This is a genomic window from Bradyrhizobium stylosanthis, from assembly GCF_001641335.1.
Taxonomy (GTDB): Bacteria; Pseudomonadota; Alphaproteobacteria; order Rhizobiales; family Xanthobacteraceae; genus Bradyrhizobium; species Bradyrhizobium stylosanthis.
The window spans coordinates 31,105-56,654 of record NZ_LVEM01000006.1; the positions used below are offsets into that span (position 1 = coordinate 31,105).

General features: G+C 66.5%; 21 protein-coding genes. 8 read left to right on the top strand and 13 right to left on the bottom strand.

Going from position 1 to position 25,550, the window contains the following annotated elements; genetic code table 11:
* Positions 1 to 94: 94 nt before the first annotated feature.
* The 3 genes from putA to A7X65_RS34740 all read left to right on the top strand — a co-directional run bounded on the left by putA (position 95) and on the right by A7X65_RS34740 (position 5,475).
* Positions 95 to 3,094 carry a bifunctional proline dehydrogenase/L-glutamate gamma-semialdehyde dehydrogenase PutA gene (gene putA, locus A7X65_RS34730; protein WP_063693914.1) on the top strand — a complete coding sequence of 1,000 codons (3,000 nt, stop codon included), beginning with the start codon at positions 95 to 97 and terminating at the stop codon, positions 3,092 to 3,094.
* Between the two features lie 272 nt (positions 3,095 to 3,366).
* Positions 3,367 to 4,572, top strand: a complete 1,206-nt coding sequence (locus A7X65_RS34735) for a CaiB/BaiF CoA transferase family protein (RefSeq protein WP_063693915.1) — start codon at positions 3,367 to 3,369, stop codon at positions 4,570 to 4,572.
* Between the two features lie 255 nt (positions 4,573 to 4,827).
* Entirely contained in the window at positions 4,828 to 5,475 is a 648-nt protein-coding gene (locus A7X65_RS34740; protein ID WP_063693916.1) for a glutathione S-transferase family protein, read from the top strand.
* Between the two features lie 188 nt (positions 5,476 to 5,663).
* Here A7X65_RS34740 and A7X65_RS42925 read toward each other — a convergent pair whose 3' ends face one another.
* The 6 genes from A7X65_RS42925 to A7X65_RS34765 form a co-directional block, all read right to left on the bottom strand.
* Positions 5,664 to 5,828 (bottom strand): hypothetical protein, encoded by a 165-nt coding sequence (locus A7X65_RS42925; RefSeq protein ID WP_167358330.1) that lies wholly within the window; start codon positions 5,826 to 5,828, stop codon positions 5,664 to 5,666.
* Between the two features lie 69 nt (positions 5,829 to 5,897).
* A complete protein-coding gene (locus A7X65_RS34745) occupies positions 5,898 to 7,469 on the bottom strand; it encodes a hypothetical protein (RefSeq protein ID WP_063693917.1) in 1,572 nt (523 codons plus the stop codon).
* Between the two features lie 93 nt (positions 7,470 to 7,562).
* Positions 7,563 to 8,534, bottom strand: coding sequence for a hypothetical protein (locus A7X65_RS34750; RefSeq protein ID WP_063693918.1), 972 nt, complete (start codon positions 8,532 to 8,534; stop codon positions 7,563 to 7,565).
* Between the two features lie 323 nt (positions 8,535 to 8,857).
* Positions 8,858 to 9,355 (bottom strand): TPM domain-containing protein, encoded by a 498-nt coding sequence (locus A7X65_RS34755; protein WP_063693919.1) that lies wholly within the window; start codon positions 9,353 to 9,355, stop codon positions 8,858 to 8,860.
* A 5-nt stretch (positions 9,356 to 9,360) separates the two neighbouring features.
* Positions 9,361 to 10,245, bottom strand: a complete 885-nt coding sequence (locus A7X65_RS34760; RefSeq protein ID WP_063693920.1) for a TPM domain-containing protein — start codon at positions 10,243 to 10,245, stop codon at positions 9,361 to 9,363.
* Positions 10,246 to 10,383: 138 nt separating this feature from the next.
* Positions 10,384 to 10,992, bottom strand: coding sequence for a LemA family protein (locus A7X65_RS34765; RefSeq protein ID WP_063693921.1), 609 nt, complete (start codon positions 10,990 to 10,992; stop codon positions 10,384 to 10,386).
* 138 nt (positions 10,993 to 11,130) lie between these two features.
* Here A7X65_RS34765 and A7X65_RS34770 point away from each other — a divergent pair, with 138 nt between their 5' ends.
* Genes A7X65_RS34770 through A7X65_RS34780 form a run of 3 tightly spaced genes read left to right on the top strand, consistent with a single transcriptional unit; the run spans position 11,131 to position 14,351 of the window.
* A complete protein-coding gene (locus tag A7X65_RS34770) occupies positions 11,131 to 11,985 on the top strand; it encodes an enoyl-CoA hydratase (RefSeq protein WP_063693922.1) in 855 nt (284 codons plus the stop codon).
* 5 nt (positions 11,986 to 11,990) lie between these two features.
* The gene (locus A7X65_RS34775; protein WP_063693923.1) at positions 11,991 to 13,139 is read left to right on the top strand and encodes an acyl-CoA dehydrogenase family protein; all 1,149 of its coding nucleotides are present in this window, start codon (positions 11,991 to 11,993) and stop codon (positions 13,137 to 13,139) included.
* A 15-nt stretch (positions 13,140 to 13,154) separates the two neighbouring features.
* Entirely contained in the window at positions 13,155 to 14,351 is a 1,197-nt protein-coding gene (locus A7X65_RS34780; protein WP_063693924.1) for an acyl-CoA dehydrogenase family protein, read from the top strand.
* A 175-nt stretch (positions 14,352 to 14,526) separates the two neighbouring features.
* Here A7X65_RS34780 and A7X65_RS34785 read toward each other — a convergent pair whose 3' ends face one another.
* The 3 genes from A7X65_RS34785 to A7X65_RS34795 all read right to left on the bottom strand — a co-directional run bounded on the left by A7X65_RS34785 (position 14,527) and on the right by A7X65_RS34795 (position 18,946).
* Complete coding sequence (locus A7X65_RS34785; protein ID WP_063693925.1) at positions 14,527 to 16,848, bottom strand: xanthine dehydrogenase family protein molybdopterin-binding subunit; 2,322 nt, start codon at positions 16,846 to 16,848, stop codon at positions 14,527 to 14,529.
* A gap of 201 nt (positions 16,849 to 17,049) precedes the next feature.
* On the bottom strand, positions 17,050 to 17,925 hold the full coding sequence (locus A7X65_RS34790; protein WP_063693926.1) for a dihydrodipicolinate synthase family protein: 876 nt from the start codon (positions 17,923 to 17,925) through the stop codon (positions 17,050 to 17,052).
* A gap of 55 nt (positions 17,926 to 17,980) precedes the next feature.
* A complete protein-coding gene (locus A7X65_RS34795; RefSeq protein WP_063693927.1) occupies positions 17,981 to 18,946 on the bottom strand; it encodes a VOC family protein in 966 nt (321 codons plus the stop codon).
* Between the two features lie 198 nt (positions 18,947 to 19,144).
* Here A7X65_RS34795 and A7X65_RS34800 point away from each other — a divergent pair, with 198 nt between their 5' ends.
* Positions 19,145 to 20,011 (top strand): S1C family serine protease, encoded by an 867-nt coding sequence (locus tag A7X65_RS34800; RefSeq protein WP_063693928.1) that lies wholly within the window; start codon positions 19,145 to 19,147, stop codon positions 20,009 to 20,011.
* Positions 20,008 to 20,379, top strand: coding sequence for a response regulator transcription factor (locus A7X65_RS34805; RefSeq protein ID WP_063693929.1), 372 nt, complete (start codon positions 20,008 to 20,010; stop codon positions 20,377 to 20,379). Before A7X65_RS34800 ends, A7X65_RS34805 begins: the two co-directional genes overlap by 4 nt.
* Before the next feature lie 6 nt (positions 20,380 to 20,385).
* Here the strand turns inward: A7X65_RS34805 and A7X65_RS34810 are convergent, their stop codons facing one another.
* The 4 genes from A7X65_RS34810 to A7X65_RS34825 form a co-directional block, all read right to left on the bottom strand.
* Complete coding sequence (locus A7X65_RS34810) at positions 20,386 to 21,462, bottom strand: sensor histidine kinase (protein ID WP_063693930.1); 1,077 nt, start codon at positions 21,460 to 21,462, stop codon at positions 20,386 to 20,388.
* The gene (locus A7X65_RS34815) at positions 21,449 to 22,141 is read right to left on the bottom strand and encodes a response regulator transcription factor (RefSeq protein ID WP_063693931.1); all 693 of its coding nucleotides are present in this window, start codon (positions 22,139 to 22,141) and stop codon (positions 21,449 to 21,451) included. The genes A7X65_RS34810 and A7X65_RS34815 overlap by 14 nt, the downstream gene beginning before the upstream one ends.
* 100 nt (positions 22,142 to 22,241) lie before the next feature.
* Positions 22,242 to 22,700 (bottom strand): hypothetical protein, encoded by a 459-nt coding sequence (locus A7X65_RS34820; protein ID WP_063693932.1) that lies wholly within the window; start codon positions 22,698 to 22,700, stop codon positions 22,242 to 22,244.
* A gap of 353 nt (positions 22,701 to 23,053) precedes the next feature.
* Complete coding sequence (locus tag A7X65_RS34825) at positions 23,054 to 25,390, bottom strand: Tex family protein (RefSeq protein ID WP_063693933.1); 2,337 nt, start codon at positions 25,388 to 25,390, stop codon at positions 23,054 to 23,056.
* Positions 25,391 to 25,550 lie beyond the last annotated feature (160 nt).

The following is a 25,550-nucleotide window of genomic DNA, read 5'->3' on the forward strand; positions in this document are numbered from 1 at the left end:
CATTCTTCTTCATTTTCTAAGGCAAAATTGCTATCTTGTCTATCGAACTACGGTCACGCGGGTCTTATCCTGAGTTTCAGCAACAGGACACGCCATGCCAGACATCCCGCCGCCCTTCACTGCTCCCTACGCGCCTGACGATGCCGAGATCGCCGCACGGCTCCTGCCGGCCTCGCATCTGGCCCCGCCGCAGGAGGCGCGGATCGACCGCACCGCGACGCGTCTGATCGAGGCGATCCGCAAGCGCGACGACCGGCTCGGCGGGGTCGAGGACATGTTGCGGGAGTTCGCACTCTCGACCAAGGAAGGCCTCGCGCTGATGGTGCTGGCCGAGGCGCTGCTGCGCGTGCCTGATGCCCGCACCGCCGACCAGTTCATCGAGGACAAGCTCGGCGAAGGCGACTTCATCCACCACGAGACCAAGTCCACCGCGTTCCTGGTCAACGCCTCGGCCTGGGCGCTCGGCCTGTCGGCGCGGGTCATCCAGCCCGGCGAGACGCCCGACGGCACCATCGGCCGCCTGGTGAAGCGGCTCGGCGCGCCCGCGGTGCGCACCGCCACGCGCCAGGCGATGCGGCTGATGGGCAATCATTTCGTGCTGGGCGAGACCATCGAGCAGGCGCTGGAGCGGGGCAAGCCGCGCTCCGGCCAGAAGCCGCGTTATTCCTTCGACATGCTCGGCGAAGGCGCGCGCACGGCCGCGGACGCCAAGCGCTATTTCGACGCCTATGCCAGCGCGATCGAGACCATCGGCAAAGCGGCCGGCGATCGCCCCCTGCCCGACCGGCCCGGCATCTCCGTAAAACTCTCGGCGCTGCATCCGCGCTTCGAGGCGATCAGCCGCGACCGCGTGATGGCGGAGCTGGTGCCGCTGCTGCTGGACCTCGCGCAACGCGCCAAGGCCCACGACCTCAACTTCACCGTCGACGCCGAGGAGGCCGACCGGCTGGAGCTGTCGCTCGACGTGATCGCCGCGACGCTCGCCGATCCCTCGCTCAAAGGCTGGGACGGGTTTGGCCTTGCGATCCAGGCCTATCAGAAGCGCGCCAGCGCGGTGATCGATTACGTCGATGCGCTCGCGCGCGCGCATGACCGCAAGCTGATGGTGCGCCTCGTCAAGGGCGCCTATTGGGACACCGAGATCAAGCGCGCGCAGGAGCGCGGGCTCGACGGCTATCCCGTGTTCACGCGCAAGGCGATGACGGATCTGAACTACGTCGCCTGCGCGGCGAAGCTCCTGGCCTTGCGGCCGCGCATCTTCCCGCAATTCGCCACCCACAACGCGCTGACGGTCGCGACCGTGCTGGAGCTTGCGGCAGGCAGCGGCGGCTTCGAATTCCAGCGCCTGCACGGCATGGGCGAAGCGCTCTACGAGCAGCTCGCCAAGGACCACCCTGACATCGCCTACCGCACCTATGCGCCGGTCGGCAGCCATCGCGACCTGCTCGCCTATCTGGTGCGGCGTCTGCTGGAAAACGGCGCCAACTCCTCCTTCGTGGCGCAGGCCGCCGACTATCGCGTGCCGGTCCCGGCACTGTTGCAGCGTCCGGCGGATGCCATCGTCCGGCCACAGGCAGCGGCGCATCCAAAAATCGCTTTGCCCGGCGACCTGTTCGCGCCGGAGCGGCGCAATTCGCGCGGCGTGGAGTTCGGCGCTCGTGCCGCGCTCGACCAATTGCTGACGGACGTCAAGGCCGAGGCGATCGACCTCAAGCCGATCGCTGATGCCACGCCAGAGCAGGCCAATGCGGCGGTTGCAGCGAGCCGCGCCGGCTTTGCCGCCTGGAGCCGGACGCAAGCCGGCACGCGCGCGGCGGCGCTGGAGCAGGCCGCGCATCTCCTGGAGGGCCGCGGCGCGCATTTCATCGCGCTGCTGCAAGCCGAGGGTGGCAAGACACTGGACGATGCGCTCTCGGAGCTGCGCGAGGCCGCCGATTTCTGCCGCTACTATGCCGCGCAGGGCCGAAAGCTGTTCGGCACCGAGGTCGCCATGCCGGGCCCGACCGGCGAGAGCAACGCGCTTGCGATGCGCGGACGCGGCGTCTTCGTCGCGATCTCGCCGTGGAATTTTCCGCTGGCGATCTTCCTCGGCCAGATCACGGCGGCACTGATGGCGGGCAACAGCGTGGTGGCGAAACCGGCCGAGCAGACGCCGCGTATTGCGCGCGAGGCGGTCGCCCTGCTGCACGAGGCCGGCATCCCCCGGAGCGCGCTGCACCTCGTCACCGGCGATGGCCGCATCGGCGCGGTGCTGACGGCGCACCGGGATATCGCGGGCGTCGTCTTCACCGGCTCGACCGAGGTTGCCCGAAGCATCAACCGGACACTGGCCGCCAAGGACGGGCCGATCGTGCCGCTGATCGCGGAGACCGGCGGCATCAACGCCATGATCGCGGATGCGACCGCGCTGCCCGAGCAGGTCGCCGACGACGTCGTGACATCGGCGTTCCGCTCCGCCGGCCAGCGCTGCTCGGCGCTGCGGCTCCTGTTCGTGCAGGAGGACGTCGCCGACCGCATGATCGAGATGATCGCGGGCGCGGCACGTGAATTGAAGATCGGCGATCCCGCAGATGTCGCAACCCATGTCGGGCCGGTGATCGACGTCGAGGCCAAGCAACGGCTCGATACGCATATCGCGCGGATGAAGCGCGAGGCGCGGCTGCACTTTGACGGCGCCGCGCCGGAAGGCTGTTTCGTCGCCCCGCACATCTTCGAGCTGGGGGACGCCAACCAGCTCACCGAGGAGGTGTTCGGCCCGGTCCTGCACGTGGTGCGCTATCGCGCCGAGACTCTCGAGCGCGTGCTGCAGGCGATCGAGCGCACCGGCTACGGACTGACGCTCGGCGTCCATTCCCGCATCGACGACACCATCGAGGCCATCATCGACCGCGTCCAGGTCGGGAACATCTATGTCAACCGCAACATGATCGGCGCCGTGGTCGGGGTGCAGCCGTTCGGCGGCAACGGCCTGTCGGGAACCGGCCCCAAGGCCGGCGGTCCGCACTACCTCGCGCGGTTCGCGACCGAGCAGACCGTGACGATCAACACCGCGGCGGCGGGCGGGAATGCCGCGCTGCTCGCGGGGGAGGAGTGAGCGGCCGACATCGCTCTCCGTACCGTCACCCTGAGGTGGCCGCGAAGCGGCCCTCGAAGGGCGACGGCCGAGATGCAGCCGGGCCTTGCATCCTTCGAGGCTCTGCATGGGCCGCGTTGCGCCCCATGCCTCGCACCTCAGGATGACAGATTACCGCCCTGCGCCGGGCGCCGTTGCATCCCGGCAAAACATCGGTCTAATGCTCCCCACGATGTTCCGCGCAGAACATTCCAGCGCGCGGGAAACAACAAGAGCGAGGGAGCAACGCCGCGATGGACAAGGGCATTTTTGCGGGGCTGAAGGTTCTGGACTGCGCGAGCTTCATCGCAGCGCCCGCGGCCGCGACCGTGCTGTCGGATTTCGGTGCCGACGTCATCAAGATCGAGCCGCCCGGCGCCGGCGACCCCTACCGCAATCTGCCCAACATTCCCGGCTATCCGAGCAGTGAGCACAACTACGCGTGGCTGCTGGAAGCCCGCAACAAGAAGAGCATCGCGCTCGACCTCGCCAAACCCGAGGCGCAGGCCGTGCTCTACAAGCTGGTGGAAGAGGCCGACGTCTTCATCACCAACATGCCGCCGCCGGTACGCACCAAGCTCGGCATCACCTATGACCACCTCGCCCATCTCAACGACCGGCTGATCTACGCCTCCTTCACCGGCTATGGCGAAAAGGGCGAGGAGGCCAACAAGCCCGGCTTCGACAGCAACGCCTATTGGGCGCGATCCGGCCTGATGGACCTCGTCCGCGCCGACACCCACACCACGCCGGCCCGCTCGGTCGCCGGCATGGGCGACCATCCCTGCGCCATGGCCTTCTACGGCGCCATCGTCACCGCGCTCTATCAGCGCGAGAAGACCGGCAAGGGATCGCACGTCGCCTCCAACCTGATGGCGAATGGCATATGGGCGGCGAGCGTGCTGGCGCAGGCCAAGCTCTGCGGCGCCAAATTCGCCGAGCGGCGCCCCCGCGAGCGCGCGCTGAACGCGGTCGCCAATCACTACCAGTGCAAGGACGGCCGCTGGCTGATCCTGTCGTTGCTCAGCGAGGAGAAACAGTTTCCGACGCTCGCCAAGTGCCTCGGACGCGAAGACCTGATCAACGATCCCCGCTTCGCCACCAAGGCCGATCGCCATGCCCGTTCGGTCGAGCTGATCAAGATTTTCGACGAGACCTTCGCGACCAGGGATCTCGCCGAATGGCGCAAGATTCTCGACGGCAATGGCCTGGTGTTCGGCATCGTCGGCATTATGGACGACATTCCGAACGACAAGCAGATGCTCGACAACGAGGTGCTGGTGCCGTTCGAGAACGACACCATGCTCACCATCTCCAGCCCGATCTGGATCGACGGCGCCAAGAAGGTCCAGCCGCGCAAGCCGCCCGCAATCGGCGAGCACAGTGACGAGATTTTGCGTGGCGCGGGATACGACGAGAAGGCGATCAGGGAGCTGCGGTCGAAGGGCGCGGTCGGGTAAGGGCGGGAACGCGCGCCGCACACACCGCCGTCGTCCCGGCGAAGGCCGGGACCCATAACCACAGGGAGTGGTTTGGCGAAGATTCGTCGTTCGGTATTGCCACCGACCGCATCGGGAAATCACGCGGTATGGGTCCCGACCTTCGCCGGGACGACGTTGAGCAGATGCATTGCTGGATTGCTTCGCTACGCCCGCAATGACGATGCTGGACGAGCTCGCTATAACATTGGCAACACCCCAATGCCGCGAGGTCCCATGCCGAGCTACCGCCTGCACTACTTCCCCGAATCCGGCAACAGCTACAAGCTGGCGCTGATGCTCACGCTTTGCGGCGAGACGTTCGAGCCGGTGTGGACCGACTTCGGCGGCGGCGTCACGCGCAGCGCGGAATGGCGCGCGGCCGTCAACGAAATGGGCGAAATTCCGGTGCTCGAGATCGACGGCGTGAAGATGACGCAGACCGCGCCGCTCCTCTTGAAGCTCGCCGAGCAATATGGCCGCTTCGGCGCGGAGAGCGAGGCGGAAAAGTTCGAGCTGCTGCGCTGGCTGTTCTGGGACAACCACAAGCTCACCGGCTACATGGCGACCTATCGCTTCATGCGCGCCTTCACCGAGAAGAACGATCCGCAGGTGCTGAAGCATTTCCGCCGCCGGCTCGACGACTTCCTCGGCATTCTCGACGGACATCTCAAGCACAACGCCTTCGCGATCGGCGCGAGGCCGACGGTCGCCGATATCTCGATGATGGCCTATCTGCATTATCCGAGCGACGAGCACGGCTTCGATTTCGCCGCGAGCCATCCCGCGATCCATGCCTGGCTCGGCCGCATGGCGACGCTGCCCGGCTGGAAGCCGGCCTATGAATTGCTGCCGGGCAAGCGGATGACGAATTACGCGAAGTGAGGGAGGTTCTTTCTTCTCCCTCTCCCCGTTCTTACGGGGGCGCGACGAGCTTCGCTCGCGCTGAGAGGGTCGGGGTGAGGGGCTTCTCTCCGCGAGCGAGATTCATCGATAGACCTGTACCCCCTCACCCGGATTGCATCTTCGATGCAATCCTACCTCTCCCCGCAAGCGGGGCGAGGTAAGGAAGATCACCTCAGCGCCAGCCAGCCCAGCGTGAACAAAATTCCGCCGACGATGACGACCACGGCGACCGCCCAGGTGCTGACGCGGACGCTGCCGGTGATCTGCTTGGCTTCCTCATTGCGCGCGATCTCGCGATTGCGCTCCTTGTTGGCTTCGCTGGTGTCCGTCATGGGTCATCCAAATCGCAATCGGGTGTTATCTTGCGCGTGATCTCTCCGGAAGACTTTCCGGATCACACGCTAACGCGTCTTGATGAAGCACATGCCGATGCGGCGCGAGGCCGCGGCAGCCTGACAGGTCAAGCCTGTAGCACAGCTCCATGACGTAAAACTCTTGTCCCGCGTTCCCGATCCCGCATTTTCCAGGGAACAATGTGCGCCCCAGCCGTCCTGATACTCGGTGCCGGCGAGCTCGGCGCTGCCGCGGGTCTGCGGCCGGCTGGCAAATCCACGTGAGAAATCAGGCTGTTTGCCGGTGGCGAATGCAGTCAGGATGCCGCGGCGACGGAGCTGGTCGCCGATAAAATGCGGTGAGGCCGGCACGATGGTGGAATTCGACGGCTTGTCCGCCAGCCAGTCGACGCCCGGGAAATGGAAGCCGCCGATGCCGCGGGTCTGGTGGCAGCCGGCACAGGTGACGTCGTTGAGGCGGCGCTGGAAGCCCGCGACCGAGCGGATGTTCTGCAACTCGCCGCGCGCCGCGGCCTGCTTCAGCGCACCGACCACGTCGTTGTCGGTGAAAACCGGGCTGTCCTTGCCTTGTTCTTTTCCTTGTTCTTTTCCTTGCCCTTTTTCTTCCCCCTGCATCAAGCCGAACTCCGGCTGCATCGCCGAAGCATCGAGGCCCGCCGGCGTCGGCACGACCGCAGCACTGGCGAGAAATTTTTCGGGGATGAGGACGGTGCCGCGATCGAACTCGCGAAGGTTTTCCGGCGTCAGCAGCCACGCCTTGAAGTCGCGCCGGAGATCATCGTCGGCGAGGATGCGGTCACGGTCGATCTGGTTCTCCAGCGTCGATTCCTCGAAGGTCTTCGTCGCGGAATTGTACTTGAACACCTTCAAGAGATAGTCGGAGCGGAAATCGTGCAGCGCCGATTTCGGCGCGATCGAGATCTGGATGTTGGTCTCGATGCGGTCGAGCATCGCATCGGTGGGATGGACGCCGCCGCCGATCAATCCCTGCCAGTCGCCGTTGTCGAGCCAGCGCCGCGCGACCTCGGCGCAGGTGAGCGGCTTGCCGTTCGCATCCATTTGGCGCGCATCGCGCGCCTTCAGCACCAGGTTGAACGTCATGGGCAGGCGCGTTCCGGTCCTGCTGCCGTCGGGCTTGGCTTCGATGCGCGCGAGACGGTAGATCAGCCGGATCTCGCCGCAGGATTCTTCCGAGACATAGGCGCGGTCCATGCGGTTGACGATCCCCGCCAGCACGAAGCGCGTGTCGGGGGATTTCAGGTTGGCGCGGTCGAACAGCTGCACGTCAAAGCCTTCACCGACGCCGATGGTCTCGGTCGGCCAGGCCGCTTTCTGCTGCGCGACGTAGCGCTCGAACTCCGCGTCGATCGCAGGGGGAATCTGTTTGAGCTGCGGCAACGAGGAGAACAGCAGATCGGTCGTCAGCGGAAAGTTCGCGTTGCGCTCCGGCCAGAGCAGACGCGAGATCGTCAAAGTATCCTGCTCGTCGAGCCTGCGCAGGAGGGCGGGATCGGTGATTGCGGTGCCGCGCGTCAGCGGCGCGCTCTCCGCTGCGACAAGCGAGACAGTGCCGGCCAACAACACGACGGCAGCAAGGAGAATTCGCAACGCGCGGCTCATGCCTGAGGTAACACCGCGCAGGGACACCTATTCAAGTAAAAAGGCGCCTCACATGGTAGTGAAGCGCCTCTTCGAAAGTCGAATATCGACAGCTCAGCGCGCGACGATCAGGCCCTTGCTGGTGACGACGACCCAGCGGCCGTCCTGACGGCGGATCGCGTCGACGCGGCCGACGCCGGGGATGGGGTCGCCGGCATAGACCTCGTAGAGGCCATCGCGGCCCTCGATCAACGCGCCGCCATTGGCGACATCGCGCAGCCGCCAGCCTTCGAGCGTCGGCAGGCGTCCGACATCGGTCTTGGGTGCGGCGGGAACGGGAGCCGGTGCGACAGCAGCGGTCGCGACCTGCGCCGGCGCGATCGAGCCGGTGGTCTCCCTGGCGGGTGCAGCGGCGGCCTGCGCAGGGGCTGCGGGCGGCGTGGCGCGAAGCTTGTCCACGGTCTCGGACAGTTTTGCCAGCTTGGCCATCGGCTCGGCCTGCGCCTTCTCGAGCTTGTCGAGACGGTCATTGGCACGGTTGGACTGGCTGAGGCCGGTCTTTGTGCTGTGCTCGACATTCGCCTTGAGCGCGACGAGGTCTGCATCGATCCGCGCGACGGACGCATCCAGCGCGCTGGTGTCGGCGACCTGCACCGGCGCGGCGGCCGGGGCAGCAAAATGCATCATGCCGGCAGTCGCCAGCGCACCGCTGATGGCACCTACGCTTGCGGCAATCGCCACCACGGCGGCCATCGCGGACAGGCGACGCGTGCTGCCGGTCTCGCGCGGCGCGTCTGCCTTGGCATGCGGAGCAAACTCCTCGCGCTCCCAGGCGCGGTCGGCCGGAGGCATGACGATGAGCTTGCCCAGCTTCGGCTCGGGCTTGGCTTCGGCTTTGGCCTCGAACTTCGGCACCTCGATCCGCGGCGGCTCGACCTTGGGGGCCTCGGCCTTGACCGGATCGGGCTTGGGCAGCGTCTCATGGTCGGGGGCGATCGAGGGGGCCTCGATACCGGCAGCAGCTTCTACGGCCTGCGGCGCTGCGGCGTCGACAACACCGGAATCCTGGGCAGCCTGCTCGGACATTGGTTCGCTCACGGCTCAAATACTCCAGTCTGGATTGACCTTTTGGTAACTTTCATTGCTTGCGAAATCCTTACCTTCGGACCCACTAACCGAAATTTTAGGAACTCTTCCGGGGCCGAATTGGGCCGGGAAAGTGGAACCGGTGTGGCGAGCGTGAAACAGTTTGTCACCGCGAAGATGAACGGCGGCGCAATGGGTGGGGCGCGCGGCCTCCCACGCCGTCATTGCGAGGAGCGAAGCGACGAAGCAATCCAGAGTCTCGCCTCAGCGGACGGTCTGGATTGCTTCGCTGCGCTCGCAATGACGGTGGCTAGAGCGGCGGACTACATCACGACCGGCGCATCCGGCAGCTCGTTCGCATGCGGGCCCTGCGGCGGAAAATGCCGTGCCAGCTCGCGCGACACTGCGGCGATGCCGCCGATCACACCCTGCTCGAACCGGCCGGAGGCGAACTCGGCCTCCATCGCGCGGCAGATGCGCTCCCAGCCTTCACCGCCCACCTTAGCGTCGATGCCGCGGTCGGCGATGATCTCGACGTCGCGGTCGGCGAGCAGGAGATAGATGAGGACGCCGTTGTTGTGCGCAGTGTCCCAGATGCGCAGATGCGAGAACACGTCGAGCGCCCGCTCGCGCGCCGGCTGGTTGCGGAACAGCGAGCCGCCGTCGAGCGCGCCTTCGACCACGAAGCGGACCTGGCCGGAATGCGTGCTCTCGCCCTGCCGGATCGCCTGTTCGATGCGGTCGAGGACGGCTTGCGGGAAGATCTGCCTGGCCCGCCAATGGTGCTGCACGAGATGCGTGGCAATGCGCTTGATGCTCATGACCGCTACCAGCTCCCCGAGGCGCCGCCGCCGCCGAAACTGCCGCCCCCGCCGCTGAAGCTGCCGCTATCACTGCTCGACGATCCGCTGCTCCAGCCGCCTCCCGACGAGCCGCTCGACCACGAGCCCCCGCGCGACGACCGCGTGGCTGGCCCCATTGCAGAAAACAGATCGGCAATGAACCCGATGACGAAACCGACGGCGCCGAGCGCCAGCGCCAGCGCGGCCGAGCCGAGAATGATCCAGCTCAGCACCGCAATGATGCCGCCGGTCGCCAATGATCCGACCAGCCGCCCCAGCATGGCACGGAAGAACCCGCCGACACCGAGGGAGGCGAATAATGTCACGATGAAGAGCGGCGCGAGATCGTCGATATTGCCGAAATTCACCGTGGGAGACGGAACCGGCAGCGGCTCGCCGTCGATCACCTTGATCATGCGATCGACACCATCGGAGATGCCGCCGCCGAAATCGCCGGTCCTGAATTTCGGCGTGATGATCTCGTCGATGATCCGCCGCGAGGTGACGTCGGTGAGCGCGCCCTCGAGGCCGTAGCCGACCTCGATGCGCAAATGCCGGTCGTTCTTGGCGACGACGAGGATCGCGCCGTCGTCGATTTTCTTGCGACCGATCTTCCAGGCCTCAGCAACGCGGATCGCGTACTGCTCGATCGTCTCCGGCTGCGTCGTCGGCACGATCAGGACGGCGACCTGGCTGCCCTTGCGCGTCTCGAAATCGCGCAGTTTTTGCGTGAGCGCGGCAATGTCGCTGCTGGACAGTGTCCCGGTCTGGTCGACCACGCGGCCGGTGAGCTGGGGGACGGCGACGTCGGCGAAGGCGGGGAAAGCAAAAGCGAAGAGCGCGACAACAAGCCATACACTCAGTGTCATCGCCCGGCTTGACCGGGCGATCCAGTATTCCAGAGACGCCAGAGCGATACGGAGAAGCCCCGGCGTACCGGATTCCCCGCCTTCGCGGGGAATGACAGTTTTGGGTGGGGTGAAGCGCATTCGCGAAACGGCGCGCGCTTACTTCGACGGCGCGGGCGCCGGGTTGAAATCCACCTTCGGCGCGGTCGATATCTCCTTCTCGTTCGCGACCGAGAAATTCGGCTTCTCCTTGTAGCCGAACGCCATCGCAGTGAGGTTGGACGGGAACGAGCGGATGGTGACGTTATAGTCCTGCACCGCCTTGATGTAGCGGTTGCGGGCGACCGTGATACGGTTCTCGGTGCCCTCGAGCTGCGACATCAGATCCTTGAACAGCGCGTCCGACTTGAGCTGCGGGTAGTTTTCCGTGACCACGAGCAGCCGCGACAGCGCGCTGGAGAGCTCGCCCTGGGCGGCCTGGAACTTCTGGAACGCGGCGGGGTCGTTCAAGACCTCCGGCGTCGCCTGGATGCTGCCGACCTTGGCGCGGGCATTGGTGACGCCGAGCAGCACGTCCTTTTCCTGCTGGGCAAAACCCTTCACCGAGTTGACGAGGTTGGGCACCAGATCGGCGCGACGCTGATACTGGTTCACGACCTCGGACCAGTTCGCCTTGATCTGCTCGTCCTCGCTCTGGATTGCGTTGTAGCCGCAATTGGTCAGGCTCAGCGAGGCCAGCGCCGCCAGCACGGTCAGGATCTTGCGCATTAAATTTCTCCCGGTGGAATCTGGCGCAAGGTAGCAGATTGAGCGCGAAAAGCAGCCGATTTACGCAAGCCTCTTGCCTATCCGCAGGCGACATAGTCAACTCTCGGCAACAAGACGAAAAACGCCAGGGGGAACGCGATGAGCTCGTTCGAGACCATCCTCGTGGAGAGGCCGGAGCCGGCGATCGTCCGTGTCGTGATGAACCGGCCCGAGGCGCGCAACGCGCAGAACCTGCAGATGACCTACGACCTCAATGCCGCCTTCGACGAAGCGGTGCAGGACGACGCGGTCAAGGTGATCATCCTCGCCGGCAACGGGCCGCACTTCTCCTCCGGTCACGACCTGCGCCCCGGCGGCAAGAACGGCGCAGGCACAGATTTTCCGCCGATCGGAAATTGGGGCGGCTTTGCCGAACCCAACGCCCATGGCCGCTTCGCGCGCGAGCAGGAAATATATCTCCAGATCACGCGGCGCTGGCGCAATCTGGCCAAACCGACCATTGCCGAGGTGCACGGCAAGTGCATCGCGGGCGGATTGATGCTGGCCTGGGCCTGCGATCTCATCGTCGCCAGCGACGATGCGCAGTTCTGCGACCCTGTCGTCGCCATGGGCGTCTGCGGCGTCGAATGGTTCGTGCATCCCTGGGAGCTGGGCGCGCGGAAGGCCAAGGAGTTCCTGTTCACAGCCGACAGCTGGAGCGCGCAGGAAGCGCATCAGCTCGGCATGGTCAACCAGGTGGTGCCGCGTGCGGAGCTGTCGGCGCGCGTGCTGGAGCTGGCGCGCCGGATCGCATCGAAGCCGTCGTTCGCGCTCAAGCTCACCAAGGAAGCGGTGAACCGCTCGGTCGACGTGATGGGACAGCCCGCCGCGATCGACCAGGCCTTTGCGCTGCATCAGCTCTGTCACGCCCACAATCTCCAGGAGTTCGGCATGATCGTCGATCCATCCGGCCTGCATCCCTCCGTGCGCAAGCCGCCGGCGGCCGCGGAGTAGACACTATGGATCTCAACCTCAGCGACGAGCAAAAGCTGCTGCGCGAAAGCGTGGAGCGTTTTGTAGCCGGGAGCTACGATGCCGATCACCGCCGCAAGATGGCGAACGATCCGCTCGGATACAGTCCGGCGGTCTGGAAGCAGTTCGCCGAGCTCGGCTGGCTCGCGCTGCCGATCCCCGAGGAGTTCGACGGGCTCGGCGGTGGCGCGGTCGAGATCGGCATCCTGATGGAAGCGTTCGGCCGCGGGCTGGTGTCGGAGCCCTATGTGGCAACGGTGGTGCTGGGCGCGGCGCTGATCGATCGATGCGGCAGTGCAGCCCAGAAGCAGGCAATCCTGCCGAAGGTCGCGGACGGCTCGTTGAAGCTGGCCTTTGCGCATTCCGAGCGCGCCGCGCGGTTCGATCTTGCCAAGGTCGCGGCCACCGCGAACAAGACGGCGCAGGGCTGGCGCCTTGCCGGCAGCAAGATCGCGGTGCTCGACGGTCACGCCGCCGATGAGATCATCGTGTCGGCGCTGATCCATGATCATCACGGCCCTTCGGGACGGATCGGACTGTTCCTGGTGCGGGCGACCGCACCAGGCCTTTCGATCAGCGACTATCAGCGCCTCGGTGGCGGCCGGGCCTGCAACATCGATCTGTCAGGCGTGGAGCTGCCGGACGACGCGCTGCTCGGCGACGGACACGACGCCCTGCCCGCGATCGAATGGGCCGTCGACCGCGCCATGGCCGCGCTTGGTGCGGAAGCCGTCGGCATCATGCAGACGCTGCTCGACACCACGCTGGAATATACCAAGATCCGGAAACAGTTCGGACGGCCGCTCTCCGCCAACCAGGTGATCCGCCATCGCCTCGCCGACATGGCGATGCAGGTGGACGAGTCACGCTCGATGGCGCTGCGGGCGGCGTTGAAGGTGGAGAGCCCGCCACTGGATCGCGCACGGGCGGCTTCCGGCGCGAAAGCGAAGATCGGCAAATGCGCGCGCTTTGTCGGCGAGCAGTCGATCCAGCTTCACGGCGGCATGGGCGTCACCGAGGAGCTCGAGGTCGGCGCCTATTTCAAGCGCCTCGTCGCCTTCGACACGCTGTTCGGCGGCAGCGCGCATCACTATGCCCGCCACGCCCAGCTTGGCCGCACATCCGTGCCCGCCTGACAGGAGGAGCGCATCATGGACCTCACGTTCAATGCCGAAGAGCGCGCCTTCCAGAGCGAGGTGCGCGGCTTCATCGCCAAAAATCTCACCGACGAGATGAAGCGCGCCACCGCGCTGACGCCGTCGGTGTTCTCCGACCCCGATATCGGCATGGCCTGGCAGCGCGCGCTGCACAGGCAGGGCTGGGGCGCGCCGGGCTGGCCGGTCGAATATGGCGGCCCCGACTGGACGCCGGCGCAGCGCTGGATTTTCGAGACCGAGTCCGCGCGGGCCGGCGTGCCCAATGTGAACGTCATGGGCGTGAAGATGGTCGGCCCCGTCATCATCGGCTTCGGCTCGCCGGAGCAGAAGAATTTCTATCTGCCGCGTATCCTCTCCGGCGAGGACTATTGGTGCCAGGGCTATTCCGAGCCGGGCTCGGGCTCCGATCTCTCCTCGCTGAAGACGCGCGCGGTACGCGACGGCGACGACTACATCATCAACGGCACCAAGATCTGGACCACGCATGCCCACCACGCCAACCGCATGTTCGCGCTGGTGCGCACCAGCGACGGCGAGCGCCAGCAGGACGGCATCAGCTTCATCCTGATCGACATGACGACGCCGGGCATCACCACGCGCCCGATCCTCACCATCGGCGGCGACCACGAGGTCAACCAGGTGTTCTTCGACGACGTGCGCGTGCCGGTCGCCAACCGCGTCGGCGATGAGGGCAAGGGCTGGACCTACGGCAAATATCTGCTCGAGTTCGAGCGCGGCTCCGGCATCGCCTCCGCCAAGCTGCGCGAGGGACTGAAGGCGATCGCCGAGCTCGCCGAGTCCGACCTGACCGGCCGCGCGATCGACAGCCCCGATATCGCGAGCCGCATCTCAGAAGTCGAGGTCGACATCGATGCGCTGGAGATGACCGAGCTGCGCGTGCTCTCGGCGCTGCAGACCGGGCAGAATCCCGGCGCGGTGTCGTCGATCCTGAAGCTGCGCAACAGCGAGATCCGCCAGGCCGTGACGCGGTTAGGCGTCGACGTGATCGGGCACGACGCCCTCGCCGTCGAGCCGATGCGGCCGCTCTACAAGCTCAACCACGAGCCGGCGACGCCCGAGGACATGCTGACCGTGGTGCCGGAATATCTCAACGGGCGGGCCTACACGATCTTCGGCGGCACGTCGGAGATCCAGCGCGATATTATTGCGAAGATGATGCTGGGGATTTAGCCCCAGCAGCCGCCTCATTCTCTGCTGTCGTCCCGGCGAAGGCCGGGACCCATACGCCGCAGACGGGGTGTGGCGCGAGATGGTCATGACCAGTCTTCGCCAAACTGGGTTCGGTGGTTATGGGTCCCGGCCTTCGCCGGGACGACACTGAATTTGAGGCAACAGCCGAATGTAATTAACCCGCCTTCGCCTCCCTGATCGCCTGCCAGATCTTCTGCGGCGTCAGGGGGGTGTTGAGCTGGGTGATGCCGAGCTCGGCGAGCGCGTCCATCACGCCGTTGGTGACGCAAGGCGGGCCGCCGATGGCGCCGGATTCGCCGCAGCCCTTGGCACCGAGCGGATTGGTGCGGCAGGGCGCGGAATCGTCCAGCGTCACCACGATGGCGGGAACATCGTCGGCGCGCGGGATGCAGTAGTCCTGGTAGCTCGCGGTGAGCAGCTGGCCGTCGGCATCGTAGGACACGCCCTCATACAGCGCCTGGCCTATGCCCTGCGCGACGCCGCCATGGATCTGCCCCGTAACCAGCATCGGGTTCACGGCGACGCCGACGTCGTCGACGGTGGTGTAGCGCACGACCTTGGAGACGCCGGTCTCCGGATCGATCTCGACCTCGCAGATATGGGTGCCGTTCGGCCAGCTCGGTCCGTCCACCTCGCCCTCGGAATCGACGCTGAGCTTGGCGCCGCCTTCCTTCTCGGCGAGATCGAACAGGCTGATGCGGCGGTCGGTGCCGACCACGGTGAGCATGCCGCCCTGATACTCGATGTCCTCGACCGAGGTCTCCAGCACGTTGGCCGCCTTCTCGCGCGCCTTCTGGATCAGGTCGTTGGAGGAGACCGCGACCGCCGTGCCGCCGACGAACAGCGAGCGCGAGCCGACGCTGCCGAAGCCCATGGCGATATCCGTGTCGCCCTGGACGACGTCGATCTTGTCCATGGCAATGCCGAGCGTGTCGGAGATCATCTGGGTGTAGGTGGTCTGCAGCCCCTGCCCCATCGCCATGGTGCCGGAATGCAGCACGACGCGGCCCTGCGAGGTCGCATGTAGGCTGACCTTCTCGGTGTGCGCGCGACCGCCGGTCCACTCGATGTAGGAGGTGAGGCCGCGGCCGTAGAGCAGGCCTTTCTTCTTCGCAGCCTTCTTGCGCGCGGCAAAGCCGTCCCAGTCGGCGAGCTTCACGGCGCGATCGAGCATGTGGGCGAAGGCGCCGGAATCGTAAACCTGTCCGGCCGCGTTGGTGTAGGGCAGCTGACCCGGCTTGATGTAGTTCGCTTTCCGGATCGCACGCGGATCCATGCCGATCTTTCGCGCCGCCGCGTCAAAGAGACGCTCGACGATGAAGACCGCCTCGGGACGGCCGGCGCCGCGATAGGCACCGACCGGCGCGGTGTGGGTCATCACCGACTGCACCTCGAAATGCACCAGCGGCAGGTCGTAGACGCCGGTCTGCACGAACGGCCCGAGCACCAGCGGGATGATGTTGGCCGCGCCCGAGGAATAGGCGCCGGTGCAGCCGATCGACTTGACGCGATAGGCCAGCACCTTGCCCTTCTCGTCGAGTGCGAACGACGCCGTCGAGGTCAGATCGCGGCCGTGGGTGCCGCCGACGAACTCGTCGGTGCGGTCGCCGCGCCAGCGGATCTTCTTGTTCAGCTTGGTGGCGGCGTAGGCGACGATGCCGTCCTCGGGATAGAGGTTGGTCTTCTGGCCGAAGCCGCCGCCGATGTCGCCGACCAGCACGCGCACGCTGTCCTTGGGACGCTTGAGCACGGCTTCCGCCAGCACGTCGCGGGTCGAGGCCGGGGTCTGCGACTGCACATGCAGCAGCAGACGGCCGGTCTTCTTGTCGATCTCGGCAATGGTGGAGCGCGGCTCCATCGCCGAGGGCACCAGGCGCTGGCTGACGATGTCGAGCTCGACGGTATGCGCGGCCTTGGCGAACGCCTCGTCCGCCTTGGCGGCATCGCCATAGCTCATCGCACCCACAATGTTGTCGGGCGCCTCCGGCCACACCACGGGCGCGCCGGGCTTCACCGCTTCGACGGGATCGACCACCGCGGGCTGCACGTCGTATTCGACCACGATCGCTTCCGCCGCGCTCTGCGCGTCCGCGCGCGAGGAGGCAACCACCGCAGCGACGGCCTCGCCGGCATAGCGCACGATCTCATGGGCGAGCAGGCGGCGCGGCGGCACCGTCATCGGCTTGCCGTCGGGGCGCTTGAAGATGCTCAGGGTCGGGATGGTGCCGATGTCGTCCTTGATCAGGTCGGCACCGGTGTAGACCGCGGCGACGCCCGGCATCGCGGCCGCAGCACTGGTGTCGATGGAGACGATCCTGGCATGCGCATGCGGCGAGCGCAGCACATGCAACCAAAACGCGCCATCCTCCGGCTTGTCGTCGATGAATTGCCCCTTCCCGGTCAGCAGCCGCTGGTCTTCCAAACGCTTGACGGGCTGGCCCGCTCCGAAACGCAAATTGCCGGGAAGAATGTTCATTCCGTGGGGTCCTCAGGGTCTTTTCGAAACTGCGGGCAGCCTTTTAGCGGATCGATCGGAGGCATGCCAGCCGCGGTTTTGGACGACGAACCCACGGATTCGTCATGCCCGGGGCCTGTCCCGGGGCATCCACGTTCTTGGTGCGGCCTGAAAGATTGTGGATGGCCGGGACAAGCCCGGCCATGACGAATGCCGAGAGGCCTAGGCCAGCTCCCGCAGCGCCGCTTCCACGACCTTGCGCGCATCTGATGTCAGCGGGGCCTGCGGCGGGACGGGATCGCCGACGTCGTAGCCTTGGATGGCGAGGCCCGCCTTGATGCAGGCGGCGAGGTTGAAGCGGGCGAAGGCCTCGTTGATGCGCCACAGCCTGCGCTGGAGCGCCATGGCCTCGTCCCAGCGGCCGGCCTTGCCGAGGTCGTAGAGCTGAACGCTCTGGCGCGGGATGATGCAGGCAGGGCCCGCCATCCAGCCGAGGCCGCCGATCAGCATCACCGCGGCCGGGATGTGGGCAGAGGCCGAGAACACGCGCAGGGCATCGCCGCAGCGGTTCATAATCGAGAGCAGCCGGCCGGTGTTGGTCGAGGCGTCCTTGATGTAGCCGATGCGCGGATGCTCGGCGAGGCGCGCAATGGTGTCGAGGGTCAGGTCGGAGCGCTGGAATTGCGGGTTGGTGTAGATGACGACGGGAATGTCCACGGCGTCGGCGATGGCGCGGAAGTAGGATTCGACCTGGGCATCAGTCAGCGGAAAATAGGCTTCCAGGATCGCCAGGATGCCGTTGGCACCGAGTTTTTGATACGCCCTCGCCTGTGCCACCGCATCCGCGGTCGAGTTGGAGGCGACCCCGGCCACGACAGGCACGCGGCCCTTCGCCGCTTCGATCGTGGTCTGAACGATCGCGCTCCGCTGGGCCGCATTGAGGTAGGCGAACTCGCCGGTCGATCCCAGCGGCGTCAGTCCATGCACGCCGGCGCCGATCAAATCGTCGCAGAGCCTTGCGAGCACGTTCGTCCGAACGTTGCCGTCGGCATCTACGGGGGAGACGAGGTAGGGAAAAACGCCGTGGAATTCGGACATGTCGGGGCTCCGGAGGCTCGAACCCCGGAGGTATTAGCAATGCCCGCCCCGGCGATCAAACCTTGAGCAAGCGCACCCGTGTGCCCCAGGGATCGATCGCCTCCAGGCCATCGGCAAGCGCCGTGACCTTCACGCCGTTCTTGCGCAGGCGCTCTTCCTGGGCGGCGAGCAGCTCCTGCTTCGCCATCACCAGCGAGAACCAGGCGAGCCCGGTCGCGGAATCGTCGCGCTGGCCGGCACCCTCGCTCTGCCAGACATTCATGCCGAGGTGATGGTGATAGCGCCCCGACGACAGGAACGCCGCGCCGTTACGCTTGCGGGTCGGGTCGAGGCCGACCGTGCCGTGATAGAATCGCTCGGCCTCGGCGAGATCGCCGACGCGCAGATGCATGTGGCCGACGCGCAGTCCGTCCGGCGCCCTGGCATAGTCGGGGACGCGCGTATTGGTCAGCGACAGCAGGTCGGGGATGTTGAGCTCGTCGGTCGCCATCTTCACGCTGCCCTCGCTCCACTGCCATTGCGAGGGATCGCGGTCGGCATAGACCTCGATGCCGTTGCCTTCGGGGTCGTCGAGATAGACGGATTCAGAGACGAGATGATCGGCAAAGCCCGACAGCTTGACGCGATGCGCGGCCGCGTTCACCAGCCAGCGCGCAAGGTCCTTGCGCGTCGGCATCAGGAAGGCGGTGTGGTAGAGGCCGGCGGCGGTGCGCTGCTCGATCGCGGCATCGGGACGGGCCTCCAGTACCAGCAGCGTGATGCCGGCCGTACCGAGCCTTGCGGTCGCCGACGAGCGCTCCATCACGGTGAGCCCGATCACGTCACGGTAGTAGTCCGCGACCTTGTCGAGATTCTTGACCCGGAGCGTGACCATGCCGACCCGCATCGGCGTCCGGCTGGCATAGGTCGGGCCACCGCCTTGCGGGTTGCCCTCGGCGCGCGCGGCCGCGGCGGCCGCCATCGCGAGCGAGCTGGCGCCGGCAAGTTGAAGCAGGGTGCGGCGGGTGAGGTCGATGGTCATCGGGCGAGGCTCGCTGAAATCCTTGAGGCCATGGGGCGCAATTTCGTGATAGCTACACGTTCCCGTGAGGGGCTCCCAATCACATGTTCGTCGGCCGTGGTCCTACGGAGGCCCGTCCTGGTTCGAATCCTGGCCACCCGGCCAGTTTCGCAATCGCCCGCGACATCCCAGATTGAGGACAACGTTCAGGAGCTCGCCATGACCGACTCAACTCCTCTGTCCTCGCTGTCGTCCGCGCTCGCGGACGTGGTGGCGCGCGCCGCGCCGTCCGTCGTCTCCGTGCATTCGCATCGCTCCCGCTCAACCGGCTTCGTCTGGAAGAGCGGGCTCATCGTCACCGCCGACGAGGTACTGGCCGACGAGGGCGAGGTCGAGATCGGCCTCGCCGACGGCAGCCGGGTCGCCGCCACGATCGCCGGCCGCGACCATACGACCGACATCGCGCTGCTGCGCGCGGACATCGCGCTCGCGCCGATCAAGCTGGACGCCTCGGTGCCGCCGCTCGGCGCGTTGTCTATCGTGGTCGCCACCCACCGCGAGGCGCCGAGCGCCGCGCTCGGAATGGTCTCGGCGTCCGGCAAGGGCTGGCGCTCCCTACGCGGTGGCGACATCGACGCCCGGATCGAGCTCGACGTCCGCCTCGGCGGCAGCCAGCAGGGCGGCCTCGCGCTCGACGCATCGGGTAGCGCCTTCGGCATGGCGGTGCTCGGACCGCGGCGGGTGCTGGTGATACCGGCCGCGACGATCGAACGCGTCGCGCCGCAGCTCGAGGCACGCGGCCGCATCGCCCGCGGCTATCTCGGCCTCGGGCTGCAGCCGGTGCAGCTCGACGACGGCGTCGGCGCGATGGTGATGAATGTCGACAAGGCCGGTCCGTCGGCCGCGGCCGGCATCCGCCAGGGCGACGTGATCGTGGCCGTCAACGACCAGAAGCTGTCGGGCGTGCGCGCTCTGTCGCGGACACTGGGTCCGGCCAGTGTCGGCGCAATCGTCGATGTCGCGGTCCGCCGCGGCGGCGAGCCGGTCAGCTTCAAGGTCACGGTCGGCGAAAGGCCGGAGGCGTGAGCGCGGACAAGACGGCCGAGATCGTATTGTCGCTGGAGATCGACGATCCCGCGCTGGCCGATCGCCTGGCGGCATTGCTCGGCAATGTCGCCGGGATTCGCCTCGCTGTACCCGGCGAGCAGGCGACCGCGGCGATCGTCGCCCGCGATGTGCGAAGCATGCCCGCGGACATCGCGCTGACGCAGCGCGAACTCGACGTGCTGGCGCTGATGGCCGAGGGCGCCTCCAACAAGATGATCGCGCGGCGGCTCGGCATCTCCGTGCACACCGTGAAATTCCATGTCGGCTCGCTGCTCGACAAGCTCGATGCGACCGGTCGCACCGATGCAGTGGCCCACGCGGCGCGCCGCGGCGTGATCGAGCTCTGACGCGCCTTATGGTGCCGAGGTCTTGGGGAAGCGGAGCTGGACCGTCAGGCCCGGCGCATTGTCGTGCAACGCGATCTCGGCGCCATGAAGACGCGCCACCGCGGCGACGAGGCTGAGACCGAGGCCGTTGCCCGGCGTGTAGCGGCTCTGCTCGAGCCGGTAGAACCGCTTGAAGACGTGCTCGCGTTGTTCAGCGGGAATGCCCGGACCGTCGTCGGCGATGGCGATCTCGGCGCCGCCGTCGGCGCTGCGGCAGGTCACCGTCACCTGCCCGCCTTTGCAGCCGTGCTTGATCGCGTTGTCGACGAGATTGGCGACGGCATCGAACAAGAGGTCGCGATCGCCGGTCACCGGCACCTCGCGATCTCCCTCCAGAACGAGCTGCGTCGCGACCTGCTCGGCCGCCGCGTCGTAGAGCTCGACCACCTCGCCTGCGATTTCCGTCAGGTTCAGCGCGCGAAAGGCGCTGCGACGGGCCCGCGTCTCGATCTCCGAGATGCGGGTGATGGAGGCGAACATGCCGAGCACGGCGTCGAGATCGGCGATGGTATCGCCGATCAGGCCGGCATCGGCCGCGCTGTTGCGCGGGGCATGATAGGCTTTCTCCAGCCGGCCGCGCATGCGCGTCAGCGGCGTGCGCAGGTCATGGGCGACGTTGTCGCTGACCTGCTTGACCTCGCCCATCAGGGTCTCGATGCGGTCGAGCATCTGGTTGAGATTTTCGGCGACACGGTCCCACTCGTCGTGGCTGCCGCGCAAGGGGATGCGCCGGTCGAGGCCGGACAGCATGATGGCACGGCTGGTGGCGTTGATCTCCTCGATACGGCCGACCGTGCGCCGTGTCACCAGCACCGCCGCAAGCCCGGCGAGGGCGAGGAGCAGCACGGCGACAGCGACCATCGCAAGCTCGATCATGCCGGTGAAGCCGTCATGATCGACGGCAGCGCCGAGCTGGCGCTCGACATAGGCGAGCGTCCCGACATAGACGTAGGCCATGATCGCCGCGACGATCAGCCCGAATGCGGCGATCGCCATCAGCGCCAGGCGGAAGGTCGAGGAACGAAGCGTGTTAGCCAGGAGCACGGAGGCAATATCCGATGCCGCGGATGGTGTGGATCAGCGGATAGGCCTGCGCATCGTCCACCTTGCGGCGGACGCGTCCGACATAGACGTCGATGATGTTGGTGGAGGGATCGAAATGCAGGTCCCAGACATGCTGCAGCAGCATCGCGCGGGAGACGACACGGCCTTCGTTGCGGACGAGATATTCGAGCAGTTGGAACTCGCGCGGCAGCAACGGAATCTTGCGGCCGCGGCGGAAGGCGGCCCGTGCGATCAGGTCGACGGCGAGGTCGCCGACGCGCAGCAGCGTCTCCTTGGCGATGGTGTCGCTGCGCCGCCCGAGGGCTTCGAGCCGGGCCAGCAGCTCGATGAAGGAGAACGGCTTGACGAGATAGTCGTCGCCGCCGGCGCGCAAGCCCCGGACGCGATCATCGACCTCGCCGAGCGCGGAGATGATCAGGAAGGGGGCGGCAATGCCGTCGTCGCGCAATTGGCGCATCACGGTGATGCCGTCGATGTCGGGCAGCATGCGGTCGATGGTGATCACGGCATAGTCGCGCGCGGCGCCGTGGCTCAGGGCTTCGCGCCCGGTGGCGGCGAGGTCGACGTCATAGCCGGAGGTCGTCAGCTCCTCGACGAGCTGGCCTGCGGTTTCCGGATCGTCCTCGACGACCAGGATGCGGCGGTGACCTCCGGTCATGCAAAACTCCGCGCGACGATCGCCACCAGACTATCCCGTTCCGGGGCTGAGCGGAACTGCCCGATGGCGATCGCGACAATGGTGCGGTACGGCGATGCGACTACCAGTAGTCTCCGCACACATTGACCCATCGCCATCCCCAGGGCGTCCAGTTCCTGCGCCAGCAGCCGTCATCGTAGCCGGCATAGAGGAAAGGCGCGCCGAAGACGGCGAAACGACGGAAGTGGTGATGGCGGAAGAAGCCGTGATGGCCGTGCCAGCCGGCGCCGGCAAAGCGCGGCCCGATCGCCGCATGGGCGAAACGCGCGCCGCCGAAGGCGGGACCGCCGGCATGGGCGAAACGGGCGCCGCCCATGCCGCCGACATGCATGCCGCCGAAGCCGCCCGCGTGCATGCCGCCGCCGAAATGGCCGCCACCGCCAAAGCCGCCGTGACCTCCGCCGCCGAAGCCGCCGCCATGGCCGCCACCACCGCCGCCACGGGCCAGCACCGGTGACGCGAGCGCCATCGTCGCGGCGACGACCACCGCGGTGAGGCCCTTGAGAAGCCTGTTGTGCATCGAAGCATCCTCCTTGCAGCGCGGCAGTCTCCGTGCCGCATGAGGAGGATCAGACGAGAGGAAGCGCCCTTCAACTTACAAACACGCCAGATTCTGACGCGGGAGTTAGGGAGGCAGAGCCCCGCTCGCTCCCCGTCATTGCGAGGAGCCCTTGCGACGAAGTAATCCAGACTGTTTCCGCGGAAACAGCCTGGATTGCTTCGCTACGCTCGCAATGACGGCGTGGGCAGCAGTCTCCGTACCTCGACCAGATGAAGTCGCGGAGGCCCCTCGCCCGGATCGCGCCGAACGACGCTCCGCATCGCCGGGTGCATTCCGACTTCTCCCCGCAAAGGGCGGGGAGAGGTTAAGAGCTACGCCCGCTTGCCGTTGTTCTTCTCCGCCGCGCGGCGCATCGCCTCGGCGAGCGCGCCGCCGCCGGAGGATTCCTGCTTGCGCGGGGCGGACGAGGTCATGCGGCTGGCGTTGCGCGAGCTGTTGTCGCGCTGCATGCCGGGTGCGTCCTTCTTGGCGCCGACCTCGTCGTCGAGGCGCAGGGTCAGCGAGATGCGCTTGCGGGCGACCTCGAAGTCCAGCACCTTGACCTTGACGATGTCGCCGGGCTTCACCACCTCGCGCGGATCCTTGATGTAGTTCTTCGACATCGCGGAGATGTGGACGAGGCCGTCCTGGTGCACGCCGATATCGACGAAGGCGCCGAACGCGGCGACGTTGGTCACGGTGCCTTCGAGGATCATGCCCTTCTGGAGGTGCTTGATCTCCTCGACGCCCTCCTTGAACACGGCGGCCTTGAAGGCCGGACGCGGGTCGCGGCCGGGCTTTTCCAGCTCCTTCAAAATATCGGTGACGGTCGGCAGACCGAAGGTCTCGTCGACGAAATCCTTCGGCTTCAGCGTGCGGACGATCTCGCTGCTGCCGATCAGCGCCTTGATATCGCTCTTGGTCGCTTCGAGAATCCGGCGCACCACCGGATAGGCTTCGGGATGCACGCCCGAGGCATCGAGCGGGTCCTCACCGCCGAGGATGCGCAGGAAGCCCGCGCACTGCTCGAACGCCTTCGGGCCGAGCCGCGGCACGTCCTTGAGCGCCTTGCGCGACTTGAACGGGCCGTTGGCGTCGCGATGCGCCACGATGCTCTGGGCGAGGCCGGAGCCGACGCCCGACACGCGCGCCAGCAGCGGCGCCGAGGCGGTGTTGACGTCGACGCCGACGGCGTTCACGCAGTCTTCGACCACGGCATCGAGCGATTTGGCGAGCTTGGCCTGGCCGAGATCGTGCTGATACTGGCCGACGCCGATCGCCTTGGGCTCGATCTTGACGAGCTCGGCGAGCGGATCCTGCAGGCGCCGCGCGATCGAAACCGCGCCGCGCAGCGTGACGTCGAGGCCGGGCAGCTCCTCCGAGGCGAAGGCCGAGGCCGAGTAGACCGACGCGCCGGCTTCCGACACCACGATCTTGTTCATCTTCAGCTCGGCGAGACCCTTGACGAGATCGCCTGCGAGCTTGTCGGTTTCGCGCGAGGCCGTGCCGTTGCCGATCGCGATCAGCTCGACGCGATGCTTCATCGCGAGCCGGCCCAGCGTCGCCAGCGACTCGTTCCACTGCCGCTGCGGCTCATGCGGATAGATCACGGCGGTATCGACCACCTTGCCGGTCGCGTCGGTGACCGCAACCTTGACGCCGGTGCGGTAGCCGGGGTCGAGCCCCATGGTGGCGCGGGTGCCGGCGGGCGCCGCCAGCAGGAGGTCGCGCAGGTTCGAGGCGAACACGCGGACGGCCTCGGTCTCGGCCGAATTCCACAACCGCATGCGCAGGTCGATGTTGAGGTGCACCTGGATCTTGGTGCGCCAGGCCCAGCGCACGGTGTCGATCAGCCAGCGGTCGCCGGCGCGCTTGAGGTCGGCGATGCCGAACCGCTTCATGATCTTGAGTTCATAGGCGCTGGGCACGCCGGGCGGCGGCGCCTCCGCCTCGGGCTGAATCTGCAGGTCGAGGATCTCTTCCTTCTCGCCGCGGAACATCGCGAGGATGCGGTGCGAGGGCAGCTTGGTCAGCGGCTCCGAGAACTCGAAATAGTCGGCGAACTTCTCGCCCTCGGTCTTCTTGCCCTCGCGCACCTTGGAGGCCATGCGCGCGTTGGTCCACATCTCCTCGCGCAATGCGCCGATCAGATCGGCATCCTCGTCGAAGCGCTCGACCAGGATGGCGCGGGCGCCGTCGAGCGCGGCGGCGGCATCGGCAACGCCCTTCTCGGCGTTGATGAAGCCTTCCGCCACGACCTTCGGATCGTTGCCGGGCTCGGCCATGAGTTGATTGGCGAGCGGCTCGAGGCCGGCCTCCTTGGCGATCTCGGCCTTGGTGCGGCGCTTCGGCTTGAACGGCAGATAGATGTCTTCGAGACGGGCCTTGCTGTCGGCGGCCATGATGGTGGCTTCCAGCGCGGCGTCGAGCTTGCCCTGCTCGCGAACCGATTCGAGGATGGCCTTGCGGCGGTCTTCGAGCTCGCGCAGGTAAACCAGGCGCTCCTCCAGGGTGCGCAATTGCGCGTCGTCGAGCGCACCGGTCGCTTCCTTGCGGTAGCGGGCGATGAAGGGAACCGTAGCGCCGCCGTCGAGCAGCGTCACCGTCGCCTCGACCTGCTCCGCCCGTACCCCAAGCTCCTGCGCAATCTTCTGGTTGATATTTGCCACGCGAGAATCCCTCTATCCAAGCACGCGACGCAGACCGAAATCCGGCCGCGGGACGCCGCTTATGGACCAACCAAGGTTGATTCATCAAGGTGCGGCGCGCAACCGTCGACAGAGGATTTTTTTGCTGGAGCGATGCGATCTCGCCACAATCGTGGGGTGG

Bases quoted from the DNA above. Each gene is read 5' to 3' on its own strand.
- A7X65_RS34795 (WP_063693927.1), bottom strand. From the start codon at position 18,946: ATGACCATCGACCTCACCCGCCGCACCCTGCTTCAACTTGCCGGCGCC.
- A7X65_RS34745 (WP_063693917.1), bottom strand. From the start codon at position 7,469: ATGAGCCGCGCGTTGCGAATTCTCCTTGCTGCCGTCGTGTTGTTGGCC.
- A7X65_RS34770 (WP_063693922.1), top strand. From the start codon at position 11,131: ATGAGCTCGTTCGAGACCATCCTCGTGGAGAGGCCGGAGCCGGCGATC.
- A7X65_RS34765 (WP_063693921.1), bottom strand. From the start codon at position 10,992: ATGCGCAAGATCCTGACCGTGCTGGCGGCGCTGGCCTCGCTGAGCCTG.
- putA (WP_063693914.1), top strand. From the start codon at position 95: ATGCCAGACATCCCGCCGCCCTTCACTGCTCCCTACGCGCCTGACGAT.
- A7X65_RS34780 (WP_063693924.1), top strand. From the start codon at position 13,155: ATGGACCTCACGTTCAATGCCGAAGAGCGCGCCTTCCAGAGCGAGGTG.
- A7X65_RS34760 (WP_063693920.1), bottom strand. From the start codon at position 10,245: ATGACACTGAGTGTATGGCTTGTTGTCGCGCTCTTCGCTTTTGCTTTC.
- A7X65_RS34775 (WP_063693923.1), top strand. From the start codon at position 11,991: ATGGATCTCAACCTCAGCGACGAGCAAAAGCTGCTGCGCGAAAGCGTG.
- A7X65_RS34735 (WP_063693915.1), top strand. From the start codon at position 3,367: ATGGACAAGGGCATTTTTGCGGGGCTGAAGGTTCTGGACTGCGCGAGC.
- A7X65_RS42925 (WP_167358330.1), bottom strand. From the start codon at position 5,828: ATGACGGACACCAGCGAAGCCAACAAGGAGCGCAATCGCGAGATCGCG.
- A7X65_RS34790 (WP_063693926.1), bottom strand. From the start codon at position 17,925: ATGTCCGAATTCCACGGCGTTTTTCCCTACCTCGTCTCCCCCGTAGAT.
- A7X65_RS34820 (WP_063693932.1), bottom strand. From the start codon at position 22,700: ATGCACAACAGGCTTCTCAAGGGCCTCACCGCGGTGGTCGTCGCCGCG.
- A7X65_RS34785 (WP_063693925.1), bottom strand. From the start codon at position 16,848: ATGAACATTCTTCCCGGCAATTTGCGTTTCGGAGCGGGCCAGCCCGTC.
- A7X65_RS34750 (WP_063693918.1), bottom strand. From the start codon at position 8,534: ATGTCCGAGCAGGCTGCCCAGGATTCCGGTGTTGTCGACGCCGCAGCG.
- A7X65_RS34800 (WP_063693928.1), top strand. From the start codon at position 19,145: ATGACCGACTCAACTCCTCTGTCCTCGCTGTCGTCCGCGCTCGCGGAC.
- A7X65_RS34815 (WP_063693931.1), bottom strand. From the start codon at position 22,141: ATGACCGGAGGTCACCGCCGCATCCTGGTCGTCGAGGACGATCCGGAA.
- A7X65_RS34740 (WP_063693916.1), top strand. From the start codon at position 4,828: ATGCCGAGCTACCGCCTGCACTACTTCCCCGAATCCGGCAACAGCTAC.
- A7X65_RS34755 (WP_063693919.1), bottom strand. From the start codon at position 9,355: ATGAGCATCAAGCGCATTGCCACGCATCTCGTGCAGCACCATTGGCGG.